The following is a 14,512-nucleotide window of genomic DNA, read 5'->3' as shown; positions in this document are numbered from 1 at the left end:
GTTTTACCGCATGATATAAATTTAACCAATTAGCGACGTAAACTATAAAACAACTATGCTAATTGAATTCGCTGGCCATAAGGGGATGGTGCTGTCAGTAGTATGAAGCAATCGAGTATCGGGTAATGTGAAGGTCTAAAAAATAATATAAAAGAGATAAACGGCAAATGATTCCACAGCTAAAGCAGGCTCCGGGAGTAGACTTACTGGTTCAGGACTATCTGGATGCGCTAAAACAGTCGGGTTTTAGCGGCGATGTCGCCACCCATTATGCCGATCGCCTGACCATGGCGACGGATAACAGTATTTATCAGCTATTGCCTCAGGCGATAGTGTTTCCACGCTCAACGGCGGACGTTATTCTCATCGCCCGCACCGGCCACTACCCCCAGTTTTCTCAACTGAAATTCACGCCAAGAGGCGGTGGAACCGGCACTAACGGCCAGTCGCTTAACGACGGCATTGTGGTTGATATGTCGCGCTATATGCACCGTATTCTGGAGCTCAACGTTGAACAAGGCTGGGTGCGGGTTGAGTCTGGCGTGATTAAAGACCAGCTTAATCAGTACCTCAAACCCCATGGCTATTTCTTTTCTCCGGAGCTTTCTACCAGCAACCGGGCAACGCTGGGCGGCATGATAAATACCGATGCCTCCGGTCAAGGCTCGCTGGTTTACGGTAAAACCTCTGACCACGTGCTGGGTCTGAGAAGCGTATTGCTGAACGGTGAGCTGCTGGATACCCATCCGATGCCGGTTGAATTGGCAGAACGGTTAGCCGAGCAGCAGACGCAATCAGGGCTGGTTTATCACGCGGTACTGACGCGCTGTAGGCTTCAGCGTGAGCTAGTGCTGGAGAAGTTTCCTAAGCTCAATCGCTTTTTAACCGGTTACGATCTTCGCCACGTATTCAGCGATGATTTGCAGACCTTCGATTTAAGCCGCATTCTGACCGGTTCTGAAGGCTCATTGGCGTTTATTACTGAAGCCCGACTGAATATCACCCCGCTGCCTGCGGTACGTCGCTTGGTGAACGTGAAGTATGACAGTTTTGACTCGGCGCTGAGAAATGCGCCACTGATGGTTGAAGTGAAAGCGCTCTCGGTCGAAACGGTTGACTCCAAAGTGTTTAATCTGGCCCGCGAAGACATTATCTGGGAGTCGGTGAAAGATTTAATTACCGATGTACCAAATAAAGACATGCAGGGGCTGAATATTATTGAGTTTGCCGGTGACGATGAACCATTGATTGATGCACAGGTTGAGCAGCTCTGTTCCCGCCTAGATCGGCTGATGGCTGCCGGTGAGGGCGGGGTTATCGGTTATCAGCTTTGTAGCGATCTGGCGAACATCGAACGCATTTATGCGATGCGTAAAAAAGCCGTCGGGCTACTGGGTAACGCCAAGGGATTTGCGAAGCCAATACCTTTTGCGGAAGACACCTGCGTGCCGCCTGAACATTTAGCCGATTATATTACAGAGTTTCGGGCGCTGCTTGACGAGCACAATTTAGCCTATGGCATGTTTGGCCACGTTGATGCCGGGGTTTTACACGTTCGGCCAGCGCTGGACATGTGCGATCCTCAGCAAGAAATATTAATGAAGCAGCTGTCCGATCGAATTGTCGAGCTCACGGCAAAATATGGCGGGCTGCTGTGGGGCGAACACGGTAAAGGCTTTCGTGCTGAATATAGCCCGGCGTTTTTCGGCCCTGAGCTTTACGATGAGCTGCGCCGGATAAAGGCCGCATTTGACCCGGAAAACAGGCTCAATCCCGGCAAAATTTGCCCGCCTAAGGGCAAAGACGAGCCGGTGTTTAAAGTTGACGCGGTGAAGCGCGGCGCTTTCGATCGCCGTATTCCCGTTGCGGTTCGTACGGCGTTTAAAGGCGCGATGGAGTGTAACGGTAACGGCCTGTGCTTCAATTTTGACGTTAACAGCCCGATGTGTCCTTCCATGAAGGTTAGTGCCAATCGGGTACATTCGCCGAAAGGCAGGGCATCGCTGGTGCGCGAATGGCTGCGGCTGTTGGCCGAACAGGGCGTTGACCCACTGCAAATTGAACAACAGCTTGTCGGGCAGCGTATCAGCTGGCGTGGGTTGCTGGATAAAACCAAAAACAGCTGGCGTAAGCATCAGGGTGAATACGATTTTTCTCATGAGGTTAAGCAGTCGATGGCCGGGTGTTTAGCCTGTAAAGCCTGTTCGACCCAATGCCCGATTAAAATTGACGTTCCGGCGTTCCGTTCTCGCTTCCTACAGCTTTACCATAGCCGTTATTTACGCCCGGCCAGAGACTATCTGGTGGCGTCGGTGGAACACTATGCGCCAGTCATGGCTAAAGCGCCGAAGGTATTTAACTTTTTTATCCGCCAGACTTGGGTTCAATCGTTAGGGGCGAAAAGCATCGGGATGGTGAACCTACCGTTGCTCTCTTCACCAACGCTAAAGCAACAGCTACAGGGGCATAAATCTTGTAGCATGACGCTGGAACAGCTAGAGAATTTAGCGCCAGATGCCAGACAGAATTACGTGTTAATCGTTCAGGATCCGTTTACCAGCTACTACGATGCCAAAGTGGTTGCCGACTTCGTTCTATTAGTGGAAAGGCTGGGAATGATTGCGGTGGTGCTGCCATTCTCGCCGAACGGCAAAGCGCAGCATATTAAAGGTTTTCTGCATCAGTTTGCCAAAACCGCCAGACGCACGGCTGAGGTGCTCAACCGAGTGGCTAAGCTGAATATTCCAATGGTGGGTGTCGATCCGGCGCTGGTCCTTTGCTATCGCGATGAATATCAGCATGCGCTGGGCATTGAGCGCGGGAGTTTTCAGGTTCAGTTAGTCCATGAATGGCTGACGGCCAACCTGAATCGTTTTCCTGCAAAAGAAGGCGTACAGGAGCCGTGGTACTTGTTCGGCCACTGTACTGAAAGTACCTCGCTTCCCGCCAGCGGCAAACAGTGGCAGGCCCTGTTCGGTCACTTCGGTGCCCGGCTCAATGAGGTTAGCCTTGGCTGCTGTGGTATGGCCGGTACCTACGGTCATGAGGCCGATAACGCAGAAAATTCTGCGGGTATTTATGCGCTATCGTGGCAGCGTGCGTTAGTGGGAAAAAGCGCGGAGCGCTGTCTTGCCACCGGTTATTCCTGCCGCAGTCAGGTGAAACGTTTTAACGGCGTGGTGTTAAAACACCCGTTACAGGCATTGCTTGAGCTGATCTGAGCCAGCATGATTAATGAAACAAGGTGAGAGTGATATGTGGAAACGACAAAAGTCGCTGGCTGAGCTGAATCAGATGTCTAAAGGCACCATGATTGAACACGTTGGCATCATTTATACTAAGCAGGATGCTAATTCTCTGGAAGCGACGATGCCGGTTGACCAACGCACCGTACAACCGTTTGGCTTACTGCACGGCGGAGCGTCGGTGGTGTTAGCGGAAACGTTGGGTTCGGTTGCCGGATATCTGTGCTGTGAGGGCGATGCGCAGGTAGCCGGTATTGAGATCAATGCTAACCATCTTCGGGCCGCTAAGAAGGGATTAGTGCGCGGAGTTTGTCAGGCGATTCATCTGGGCCGGACTCATCAAGTGTGGGAGATTAAAATCTATGATGACGCAGAACGGTTATGCTGTATTTCCCGCCTGACAACGGCCGTGTTGGATAAAAAACTATAGATAGGACAGCCGTAATGGCGAACAAAGGTGTTTTGAAAGGTGAACGTTGTGGATAAAATTACGGGTAAGCAGTTAGCGGTTTCAGAGAAGATCCATTCTTGCCAGTTAGACGGCAAAGGTGGAATGCTACCGCTAAACGATAAGTCTGAAATCACGCCTGAGCAGCCAGCCTGGCTACATATCGACTATGAGCAAGAAAGCAGTTTAGCCTGGTTTCAGGCGACCAATCTGTTACCCGACAGCTTTAAAGAAGCGTTATCGGGGGAGAGCTGCCGGCCAAGGGTTGCGCGTCAGGGTGAGGGTACGCTGATTATATTACGCGGTATTAATCTGGATAATAATGCGATACCCGATCCGTTAGTCACTATCCGTATCTATATCACCGAGAAACTGATTATCTCTACCCGTCACCGGCCAATTTATGCGGTAGACGAAGTGGTTAATGAACTAAAGAAAAAGACCGGCCCAACCCACAGCGGTAGCTGGTTGGTTGAGGTGCTCGACTACTTAACCGATCAGGCCAGCGACTTTATTGATGATATTCACGGTCGGGTTATTGATTTAGAAGACGGGCTGCTTGAGCGGACTATTCCAGGCAGAGGGGCAATGTCGCTGATTCGTAAACAGCTGATCGTCTTACGTCGTCATTTAGCGCCTCAGCGGGACGTCTTCTCCCGTTTAGCCAGTGAACGCCTGTCTTGGATGACCAATGAAGATCGCCACAGAATGCAGGAAATTGCCGATAGGTTAGGCCGAGGATTAGACGATCTCGATGCGACGATATCCCGTACGGCGGTACTGGTGGACGAAATTAATGCGCTGATTGCCGAATCGATGAACCGTCGTACCTATACCATGTCGCTGTTGGCAATGCTGTTTCTGCCCGCAACGTTTTTAACCGGACTGTTTGGCGTTAATCTGGGCGGTATTCCGGGCGGCGATAAAGAGCAAGGCTTTGCTATCTTTTGTGGGATTCTGTTTATGCTGGGTGGCGGGGTTTTATGGTGGTTAAAGCGCAGTAAATGGCTGTAGCTGACGAGTTGTTTAAACGCCGGGATCGTTGATTAACGGGCCCGGCGCTTTTTTATTTCACTTCTTTATTTCACTTCAAGCACGTCGATACTCAAACTATCGTTTTCTTCCGGTACGAAGCCTATCGGATTAAGCGGCAGTTCTTCGCGGTCAAACGCTAAGTCTCCGCCGTCAATGACTTCCATTCCGTGCCGTATTGCCGTGAAGTCAAACAGTTCACGGTCGCACAGGTGCGAAGGTACGACGTTTTGCATCGCACTAAACATGGTTTCTACCCGGCCGGGGTAACGACGATCCCAGTCGATTATCATTTCTTTAATTACCTGACGCTGTAGGTTCGGCTGCGATCCACACAGGTTACAGGGAATAATCGGAAACGACTTGGCCTGAGCATAGCGTTCGATATCTTTCTCACGGCAATAGGCCAAAGGGCGGATAACAATATGTTTGCCGTCATCGCTGATGAGCTTGGGTGGCATACCTTTAAGCTTGCCGCCGTAGAACATATTTAAAAACAGCGTTTGCAGAATATCGTCGCGGTGATGGCCTAGCGCAATTTTAGTGGCACCAAGTTCGGTGGCCGTACGGTATAGAATGCCGCGGCGCAGGCGTGAGCACAGAGAGCAGGTGGTTTTACCTTCCGGAATTTTATCTTTAACGATGCCGTAGGTATTTTCTTCAACAATTTTGTATTCAATGCCGAGGTTTTTTAGATACTCGGGCAGAATGTCTTCAGGAAAACCCGGCTGCTTTTGATCTAGGTTGACGGCTATCAGCTCAAAGTTAACCGGCGCGCTTCTCTGTAAATTTTGCAGAATATCCAGCATGGTATAGCTATCTTTTCCGCCTGAGAGGCAAACCATAATTCGATCGCCTTCCTCAATCATCGCAAAGTCGGAAATGGCCTCTCCGACGTTGCGGCGTAAACGTTTATGAAGTTTATTCAGATTATATTGGTCTTTTTGGTTTAGCGCTGCTGATGTACTCATGCCTGTAGCTCTGTCTGCCTGGTTGCTTTGATTCAATAAGTTAGCGCTATTATGGTGAAAATAGCCATAGAATAGCGGGAGGGCTATGGTACGGATTATTGCTGCGATTGTCAGTATAAGAATGAGCCGTCTGGCCGTAGAAAATATGGCGAGGGGACGGAAAGGAAAGGTAGAAAAGGTGGAAATAGAAACTATAAACGCGATTGGGATAGATTAAAGAGTGTAACTACACTTCAATGAAAATCACTTAACTTTAAATAATAATATGAAATCCCCACATTGGTAACTGTCAAAAATACTAGTATTTATGGTGATGTTATATATTCACATTCTCTGGTTAAAATTGTAAAAATATTTTGCTACACTCGAATTCCTGTAAGGGAGATTTTTAAGATGGGTGTAACCTTTTAATTGAAAATTCGGTTGCTAGAATTTATCGAGATTAACAAAAATCGAGCGTAATCAGGATATAAAAGTTTAAGTTCTGCGCGGGCTAACATTTTATAACGAGTTACTATCACGGTTATTTATTGTCAGATAATTTTATCCAGAAGGAGGTGGAAGATGGTTACCATAGAAGTTGCATGTCGCCACTGTAATGAGACTCAGCCCGTTAGAAAGCACGGTAAGGGGCGGGGTGGGTATCCAAGGTACTACTGTAACGATTGCAGAAAAACGTTCCAGCTATCTTATTTGTATCGGGCACATCAGCCGGGCATGAAAGAAAAGATCATTGAAATGGCATCTCAAGGTGCTGGAATAAGACATACCAGCCGAACGCTTAAAGTTGGTCTAAATACCGTCATGCGATATTTAAAAACGGTAGAGCAAGTTAGTTGAATTAATATAGAAACGAAAGTTCGAGTTAGTTATTTTAGTAACGCATATTGATCGTGTGATTAAATATAAAATTATTATTTATTATTCTGCTGATTTTATATTAATTACTTTTATAATAAATAAAGCACCTGCTATGGTGCTTTATTTATTTGTCTAAATTATTCAGATTCTATTTTCTCAATCCCTTTATTTACTAATAGGCTAATCAATCGATTACCACGCTGAAACTGTTTTTCTGCTTTAGTCTGAAAACGGGCCGTAAAGTCTGGTACTACGGTACTCAGGCGTTGGAATCGCGTGGCTGCGGCTAATCCATCTGAAGGCGGACAAGAATAGCCGTAAGTGACCATTGGTAGTCATCATAGATTCAATACTTTTATTGATATTAACGCTTTTTAAAACAACGCAGAATGATAAAAATATCGTCTTTATTTTGTATTATGGTTTTAAGAAACCATGTCAAAAGCGTTAATAGACAGGCTGAAGGGTTAATCGGGGGCCAAAGCCGTTTTGTGTGGATAGCGATAAAGTAGGGTGTAACAGAACGTGCATTCTTTATATTGGTTTGCTTTCAGAGTGCGGAATACTGGACTATTCACCGTTAATAGGCTAAAACTTCCAAAGCCTTTGCTGGTTATTTTTAATGATAAAAAAAACCAACGCAAAATGCGCTGGTTATCAACTCAGTCAAAATAACTGAAAAGCAGTGGATCGCTAAATCAATAGCGGATTTATGCTATCCGGCTGTGGCTCGGTTTGTATGACAAAAAGTGCTACGCCACGCAGGTAAAGGTTATTTCTAGATTAATCAAATTTTATGTCAGGGGTAACCACCGGCGTTACGGCAGCGTTTATGCTGCTGACTTACAGGAAAAAATTATCAGGAGTCAACATGAAGGGAAAAATCAGTCTGGCCGTATTGTGTACCACCCTATTTTTAGCCGGATGCAGTAGTACCCCAGACCAGACGCGCTTATTGCCCACGCAGGCAATGGAGCCTGACGTTACCGCACCGATGGACGAAGTCGCATTGACTAGCTGTAATAATATGGGCGGAATGCCGACCACCCTGCATAATCTCGACGGCAGCATAGTCGGAAAATGTGTGCTTTCTAACGGTAAGCGCTTCTAACTATTTGTTCATACAGTTAGAAACGCCATTATTGGTTAAACAGGCAACGGCCATTACAGCAAATTGGAGCAGGGCTCGTGGCGTTCCAATTGCTGAATATTTTGCAGCGTTGTTTCTGAAATATTGAGTAGTGCTTCTTCGGTTAAAAATGCCTGATGGCCGGTAAACAATACGTTGTGACACGAAGATAACCGACGGAACACGTCGTCTTGAATCACATCATTTGATTTATCTTCAAAGAATAAGTCCCGCTCGTTTTCGTATACATCCATGCCCAGTGAACCAATTTTCTGCTGCTTTAATGCTTCAATAGCTGCCGGAGAATCAATTAGCCCGCCGCGGCTGGTGTTAACGATCATCACCCCGTTTTTCATTTGGTCAAAGGCCGCCTTATTGAGTAAATAGTGATTTTCCGGCGTCAGAGGGCAATGCAGGGAGATAACGTCAGAGTTGGCATACAGCGTTTTTAAATCGACATATTCAGCCCCCAGTTCCTGCGCCTGAGGCGATGGATAAGGGTCAAAGGCCAGCAGTTTCATGCCAAAGCCTTTTAGGATCCGCATGGTGGCAATACCAATTTTCCCCGTACCGATAATGCCAGCGGTACGGTTATGCATATTAAAGCCGATTAATCCTTCCAGAGAGAAGTTTGCATCGCGGGTTCTTTGGTAGGCGCGATGAATCCGGCGGTTAAGGCTCATCATCAAACCGACGGCGTGTTCTGCAACGGCTTGCGGTGAATAGGCCGGAACGCGAACCACTTTCAGCCCCAACTCTTTGGCGGCATCGAGATCGACGTTGTTGAATCCCGCACAGCGCAAGGCCAGCATTTTCACTCCGTGATCGACCAGCTCGTTGAGAACCGGACGACTTCCATCATCATTAACGAAAATACACACCGCTTCGCATCCTTCTGCGGTTTTGGCCGTTTGCTGGCTGAGCTTAAAATCAAAAAATTCAAGGTTAAATCCGAACTTCTCATTGGCGATCTCAAGATACTTACGGTCGTACTGTTTTGTACTGTAAATAGCTAATTTCATCGTATTTCTCCACCATGATAATGGAATTAACTTATCAGATATCGGGTATAGCGACAATTCAACGATACGTTAATGTAATTAGTTAACCGGCTAGATCCAGTTTAGCCCATATGATTAATATGCTATATTTCGGACTTGTTTTGCGCCACGGGGTAAATAGAGCGTGATAATAGGTAAGCGTATTAAAATTGCGCTGATAATAGTCGTTACACTAATTAGTTCAGCAATTGCGCTATGGATGACTACAGCCAAATGGCTACCTAACGCTGTCGGCCTATGGCTACCACCCGGGACTCATCTCACCGTATCAGAACGCCCCCATTTTGTTAAGCGCGGTATTTCGCTATCCGGCATTCAGCTTTACGCGGGCGATTGTCCCTTAGCCGACGCGGGCCCGCTGACTTTGGTATACCAACAAAATAAATGGATACTGCACGGTAACTCGCTGGATATCGATACCCACTGTTTGGAAAAATTGCCGGACCAGCCTGAAACTATCGAACAAAATATTCCGCTGTCGATTGCTAAAATCCAACGCCAGCTACCGTCCTTTGATTTGTCTTTGGAACGCCTTCGGGTTACGCCTTGGGATCCCTATGAAAGTCGGGTTAATCTGAGCAGCAACGATAAAGGCCAACGCCTGTCGTTTCAGGGCAATTTGGCTTCCGGTACGGTTTCTTTAAATAGCCAGCAAATGCTAACCATCGAATCGCTACGGTTACAAATTCCGGACAGTGAAGACGTTATTCAGCTTAACGGCGAAATTAACGTGCCCGTCAGCCTCGATGCGATACCGGAGCAGGGTGATATCAACGGTGAGTTCGTCACGACCTACGCTGAAAAACCGCTATTAATGAAGCTTAACTGGCAACAGCAAAAGGGTCATTTAACCGTTACGCCACAGGGGGAAGAACAGCGGCTGCTGGACGTTCCTTGGGAATTATCGATTGCGGATAAACGGTTAGTGGTTGAACAGGGTCAGTGGCACTGGCCTTATGCTTCACAGCCCCTTACCGGCGGCATTCGTTTAACCTTGACCAACTGGAGCAATGACTATTCTGAGGCGGATATCGAAGCCCGATTAAACGTGGTCACGCAGGGCGCGAACGGTAAAGGTAATGCGGTGTTAACCTTTAACCCCGGGCATATCAGCATGACGGAGAGCCACTTACCGATCCAGTTCACCGGTAAGGTAAATCAGGCTGAGATGTCCTTCTATGCCACTCTTTCCGGCACGCTAAGCGGTACCATTCTCAATCCGACCTTGGAAATGATGCAGGGGGCGTTACTCCGTGCAACCGGGCCGATAACGCCGGATATCTATTTGCAGGAAGCTCGTGTGCCATTAGGCGGCATTAAGCTAACGGATAAAGGCATCACCGGGCGCTTGCAGACCATTATTAACGCCAACCATCGCTATTGGGGAAAATATAAACTTCATCTCGATGGTCAATCTAAAGACTTCTGGATCGATCGTGGCCTCTGGGAATGGAATTTCTGGGGCAATGGCGATATGCCACCAATGAAAGCCAAATGGGATATGTCCGGTAAAGGCCAGTGGAATGAGAGCCTGATAAACCTGCAAAGCCTGTCGACCGGGTTTAACCGTCTTGTTTACGGGCAGGTGACTATTGATAAGCCAAGGCTGATTTTGTCTTCCCCGCTTAACTGGCAAAGGGAGCAGGGAACTTATCAGGCCGGCTGGCAGCTACAGGCACAAAAAACGACCTTTGCAAACGGCGGCTATTTGCCGAAATCAACGCTCAATATTCATTTTGACGGTAAAGACCCGGCGAACTTCCTGTGGACCGGAGATTTAAACACCGACAAGATTGGCCCGATTAGGCTATGGGGGCGTTGGGATGGACAGATTATCCGGGGCGAAGCCCGGTGGCCAGAACAGTCATTACAGGTATTTCAGACGCTCTTACCGCCGGATCTCGGGTTTAAAATCCGTAGCGGCGAGCTTTATGCTCAGGCTGCATTCTCGGTATCTGAAAAGAACGGCATTGAGGCCGGCGGCCACTGGGTGGTCAAAAATGGCGGTATGTGGCTGAAAGATGGCGATCTGGACGGGCTGGACTTCGTAATGTCCTATCGTCTAAAAGATAGCGTTTGGCAGCTAGGGCCGACCGAACCCGTTAAGTTGAGAATTAAGCAGCTGACTAACCTGTTTGAGATGACAAATATCAGCGCGGATTTACAGGGTTTCTACCCTTATGATAGCCGTCATACTCTGCGCTTATCTAACGTGGGCGTTGATATGATGAAAGGGCATCTTGGCCTTACGGAGCTGAAGCTGCCGCAAAAAGAGCCGGCCATGTTGCAGGTGAAAGGCGTTGAGCTCAGCGAGCTATTTACCATATTGAAGCCAAAACAGTTCACCATGTCCGGTAAAGTTGATGGTGAATTACCGCTGTTTTTGGATCACCCCGAATGGCTGGTGCGTAACGGTTGGATCGAAAATAGCGGAGACATTACCCTGCGGCTTGATAAGGATTTTGTTCAGGCGATTAGCGACGACAATCAGTTCACCGGCGACGCTATAAGCTGGCTGGGGTATATGGAAATTAACCGCTCCCGTACCGATATTAATCTGAGCAATCTGGGCTTATTGACCATGGACGCTCAGGTGAGAGGTTTTAACCCGACTAAAATGGCTAACAAGCCGGTGGTGCTTAATTACCATCATGAAGAAGATGTATTCCAGCTTTGGCGCAGTCTGCGCTTTGGCGATAATTTACAGGAACAACTACAGCAAATGGCGTCGTTACCAAGGGAGAATGATGAGTGAAAAAGTTTAATTGGTTGTTAGGTGCGGCTTCGCTGTCGTTGGTGCTTGGTGGCTGCGTTCCCCGCATTGAAATTGCACCGTCTAAAGAACCTATTGTGATTAACATGAACGTCAAAATCGAGCATGAGATTCATATTAAAGTAGATAAAGACGTCGATAACATGCTGAAAACCCAGTCTGATATTTTCTAAGGATCGATGATGAAAACCATCAATACCTGCCTGATTGGCACCGCACTGCTATTCAGTTCATGGGTTAACGCTTTAACTCTGGATGAGGCTAAACAACAAGGGCTAGTCGGTGAAACCTTGAGCGGCTATATTGCTCCGGTCACGCAAACGCCGGAAGCCATCGCGTTTGCTGAAAAAATTAATCATGCCAGAAAGGACAGCTACCAGAAAATCGCTGCCCAGAATAACGTCAGCGTGAGTGATATCGCCAGTGTGACAGGGCAAAAACTCATTCAACGGGCTAAAGCGGGCGAGTATGTGCGCGGGATAAACGGCCAGTGGCTAAAGAAAGGAAATGCAAAATAGCAATAATAGACGGCGTTAGTTAGCCGTATGCATCATTTCTCCATTAGCTATTTTGTTATTAAACAAGATTGAAAACAGGCGATCATCGTTCTGTTATTAGGCTCTGCTTTATCACTCATCTCATCTAAGTTTCAACTCTTCTCGCTGCTCCCTGTTTTACTGGATCCACTGCAACATCGCTGAATTTTGTAATCTGCTTCGCAAATTATTTGAAAACGGTTCAAGCCATTAATATTTTTTCTCGGACTTTATTCAATAATCGGTCGAAAGGCTGAAACATTATCAATATTGGGCTTTTGGGTGGGGGAGAATGCTGAAACAAATCCTATCAGGAGCTAAATAATATGATTGGTTATAGGAATGAACTGCGTGAAGATACTAAGAATGTGTATACTTTATTAGTACCTAACGTGGGAGATAGTAATATGACAAAAGAAGCCGTCTTTACCCTAAAGCTGGAAACTGAACTCCGGGATGAGTTTATGGCGGAAGCTGAAGCTCTTCACCGACCGGCATCGCAGATTGTGCGTGAGTTTATGCGTGAATTTGTCCAACGCCAGCGTGAAAGCAGGGAGTACGATGAATTTTTACATAACAAAATTAACGCAGCCCGTAGCTCAATAAAAGATGGCAACTCGCATTCTGATGAGCAGGTTGAAGCTGCGTTTGCCGCGCGTAGGGCGCGAATAGTGGATAAATAATGAAAGTTATTTGGGCCGATAACGCGCGACAGGATCGTGAGGAAATATGGAACCATATTTCTAGCCATAGCCCTAAGGCAGCCGTTAAGCTGGATGAACTTTTTAGCAGCTTTGCCGATAAGTTAACTGAGTATCCACTGCTTGGAGCAAAAGGAAAAATATCGGGAACTCGTGAGCTTATCCTGCATGAGAATTACCGTTTAGTTTATGAAGTAGACATGGGCGTGGTGTACATTCTTGCATTAGTGCACACCGCCAGAAAATGGCCAAATCCAGAACAAGATCATGATAAATAACCAGTTAATCATTCCCATGGGGATGCATGTATAAACAGGTTTCGCTAAAGCCCGACTGGATTAAAACCGATCGGGTTTTAGATATCCATTCTATCTCACGCTCTTGAAGACGTGAAAGCACCACAGAAGTCTGAAATTGTTGGCGAAAGCCTTATAGCTTATTTACGGTTATAACTCTCGGCATATCCTGCCAAAATATGTACCGCTAAGCAGAGAAACCTGCGACAAATCAAGTTTTGTTCGGATTTTTATCCAAAGAAGGGTATAATATTGACAGTATTATCGAGTTTTGTTAAATCTTAACACTGCCAATTTTGGGCAGTATCATTAACGTTTAGTTTCTGTTCATTTTTAAACTAGTCGGGAGTTCTATGCCTTCACTCGTTTTAAAAATAATGGGATCGGCAATTTTTCTACTGAGTTTGAGCACATCGGCCAGTTGGGCATCAACCAGCACTGTGTTTCATCAAGAGTATTCTCGCAACGGCAAGTTAAGCGATCTCCCTGATTTGCGACAATACCCTTCAGGCACACAGAGAAAAAAAGCGTTCTTAAACGCAGTTGTTCCTATTATTGACCAGCAAAATAGACAAATCCACGCAGAGCGGGAGTGGTTGTCAAAAAGGCGGTCGTCTAAAAACTGGAATAGTCAGGATCTCGCTCGGGTGCGGCAGATATGCGATCGCTACAAGGTTGATTGTGCATCTAATCCAGATAATATTAACTGGGATATGCTGCTCAAGCGGGTGGATATTATTCCTACCCACTTAGTCGCAACGCAGGCCGCAACGGAATCAGGATGGGGTACATCTAAACTGGCCCGGACCAATAAAAATATTTTTGGTCTACGCTGCGGTAGCAAAAACTGCAATAGCAAATCCGGTGCGGTACAGGGGTATTCAACCTATAGTTCAATTAATGAGTCTGTAACGGCTTATATGATTAACATGAATACCCATTCAGCCTACAACACGCTGCGTGAATCGAGGGCGAATTTAAGAAGTAACGGTGATACCGTAACGGCCGACCACTTGATCAACAAGCTACATGGTTATTCTCGTTTGGGTTCAAACTACAGTAACTATTTGCGGAAAATGCTGGATAGCAATCACAGTCTGATTCGTCAGGCGATTGATACCGCAAGCGATGAATCATGATTGGTTAACCAACTTGCTGGTTCTCGATAAACAAAAGGCCCCTGAAATTCAGGTAATGCCGATCAGTTAAGGATCGGTTGACCGATCCAGTGGTTGTGTAAGAATCCGGAAATGCTCACCCGTTTCCGGATTTTTTTATGCACATGGGACAGGCCCTTGATCTCGTTTCTCGTTACGACTCCTTGCGTAACCTACTAACTTCTCTCGGCGATTTTCTTGACCCGGAGCTCATCTCTCGTTGTCTTGCCGAGTCCGGCACAGTCACCCTGCGTAAACGCCGCCTGCCCCTGGAAATGATGGTCTGGTGCATCGTTGGCATG

Annotated in this window: 14 protein-coding genes; 12 read left to right on the top strand and 2 right to left on the bottom strand. The window is 46.9% G+C overall.

Going from position 1 to position 14,512, the window contains the following annotated elements; all coding sequences use genetic code 11:
• Positions 1-167 precede the first annotated feature (167 nt).
• Genes ydiJ through zntB form a run of 3 tightly spaced genes read left to right on the top strand, consistent with a single transcriptional unit; the run spans position 168 to position 4,707 of the window.
• Positions 168-3,221, top strand: coding sequence for a D-2-hydroxyglutarate dehydrogenase YdiJ (gene ydiJ, locus GVI43_RS14140; protein WP_159567502.1), 3,054 nt, complete (start codon positions 168-170; stop codon positions 3,219-3,221).
• 34 nt (positions 3,222-3,255) lie between these two features.
• On the top strand, positions 3,256-3,675 hold the full coding sequence (locus GVI43_RS14135; protein WP_246201866.1) for a hotdog fold thioesterase: 420 nt from the start codon (positions 3,256-3,258) through the stop codon (positions 3,673-3,675).
• A 48-nt stretch (positions 3,676-3,723) separates the two neighbouring features.
• Positions 3,724-4,707 (top strand): zinc transporter ZntB, encoded by a 984-nt coding sequence (gene zntB, locus GVI43_RS14130; protein WP_159567500.1) that lies wholly within the window; start codon positions 3,724-3,726, stop codon positions 4,705-4,707.
• A 65-nt stretch (positions 4,708-4,772) separates the two neighbouring features.
• On the opposite strand, the gene ttcA is transcribed toward zntB, so the two are convergent.
• Positions 4,773-5,696, bottom strand: a complete 924-nt coding sequence (gene ttcA / locus GVI43_RS14125) for a tRNA 2-thiocytidine(32) synthetase TtcA (protein ID WP_159567499.1) — start codon at positions 5,694-5,696, stop codon at positions 4,773-4,775.
• Positions 5,697-6,260: 564 nt separating this feature from the next.
• On the opposite strand from ttcA, the gene GVI43_RS16095 reads away from it, so the two are divergent.
• Positions 6,261-6,536 carry an IS1-like element transposase gene (locus GVI43_RS16095; RefSeq protein WP_159567498.1) on the top strand — a complete coding sequence of 92 codons (276 nt, stop codon included), beginning with the start codon at positions 6,261-6,263 and terminating at the stop codon, positions 6,534-6,536.
• An 892-nt stretch (positions 6,537-7,428) separates the two neighbouring features.
• Positions 7,429-7,668 (top strand): hypothetical protein, encoded by a 240-nt coding sequence (locus tag GVI43_RS14115; RefSeq protein WP_159567497.1) that lies wholly within the window; start codon positions 7,429-7,431, stop codon positions 7,666-7,668.
• A gap of 53 nt (positions 7,669-7,721) precedes the next feature.
• Here GVI43_RS14115 and GVI43_RS14110 read toward each other — a convergent pair whose 3' ends face one another.
• Entirely contained in the window at positions 7,722-8,708 is a 987-nt protein-coding gene (locus GVI43_RS14110) for a 2-hydroxyacid dehydrogenase (protein ID WP_159567496.1), read from the bottom strand.
• A gap of 163 nt (positions 8,709-8,871) precedes the next feature.
• Between GVI43_RS14110 and GVI43_RS14105 the strand changes: the two genes are divergently transcribed.
• The 7 genes from GVI43_RS14105 to GVI43_RS14075 all read left to right on the top strand — a co-directional run.
• On the top strand, positions 8,872-11,502 hold the full coding sequence (locus GVI43_RS14105) for a YdbH family protein (protein WP_343032124.1): 2,631 nt from the start codon (positions 8,872-8,874) through the stop codon (positions 11,500-11,502).
• Positions 11,499-11,693, top strand: coding sequence for a YnbE family lipoprotein (locus tag GVI43_RS14100; RefSeq protein ID WP_170324340.1), 195 nt, complete (start codon positions 11,499-11,501; stop codon positions 11,691-11,693). The genes GVI43_RS14105 and GVI43_RS14100 overlap by 4 nt, the downstream gene beginning before the upstream one ends.
• Before the next feature lie 9 nt (positions 11,694-11,702).
• Complete coding sequence (locus GVI43_RS14095) at positions 11,703-12,038, top strand: YdbL family probable chaperone protein (protein ID WP_246201865.1); 336 nt, start codon at positions 11,703-11,705, stop codon at positions 12,036-12,038.
• A 344-nt stretch (positions 12,039-12,382) separates the two neighbouring features.
• Complete coding sequence (locus GVI43_RS14090; protein ID WP_246201864.1) at positions 12,383-12,739, top strand: antitoxin of toxin-antitoxin stability system; 357 nt, start codon at positions 12,383-12,385, stop codon at positions 12,737-12,739.
• Positions 12,739-13,035 (top strand): type II toxin-antitoxin system RelE/ParE family toxin, encoded by a 297-nt coding sequence (locus GVI43_RS14085; protein WP_159567494.1) that lies wholly within the window; start codon positions 12,739-12,741, stop codon positions 13,033-13,035. The genes GVI43_RS14090 and GVI43_RS14085 overlap by 1 nt, the downstream gene beginning before the upstream one ends.
• A 371-nt stretch (positions 13,036-13,406) precedes the next feature.
• A complete protein-coding gene (locus tag GVI43_RS14080) occupies positions 13,407-14,192 on the top strand; it encodes a protein bax (RefSeq protein WP_159567493.1) in 786 nt (261 codons plus the stop codon).
• 137 nt (positions 14,193-14,329) lie between these two features.
• On the top strand, positions 14,330-14,512 hold a 183-nt coding region (locus GVI43_RS14075; protein ID WP_211959104.1), incomplete at its 3' end, for a transposase domain-containing protein.

This window comes from Budvicia diplopodorum (genome assembly GCF_009800925.1).
GTDB lineage: Bacteria > Pseudomonadota > Gammaproteobacteria > Enterobacterales > Enterobacteriaceae > Budvicia > Budvicia diplopodorum.
This window is presented reverse-complemented; position numbering and strand designations above follow the sequence as displayed.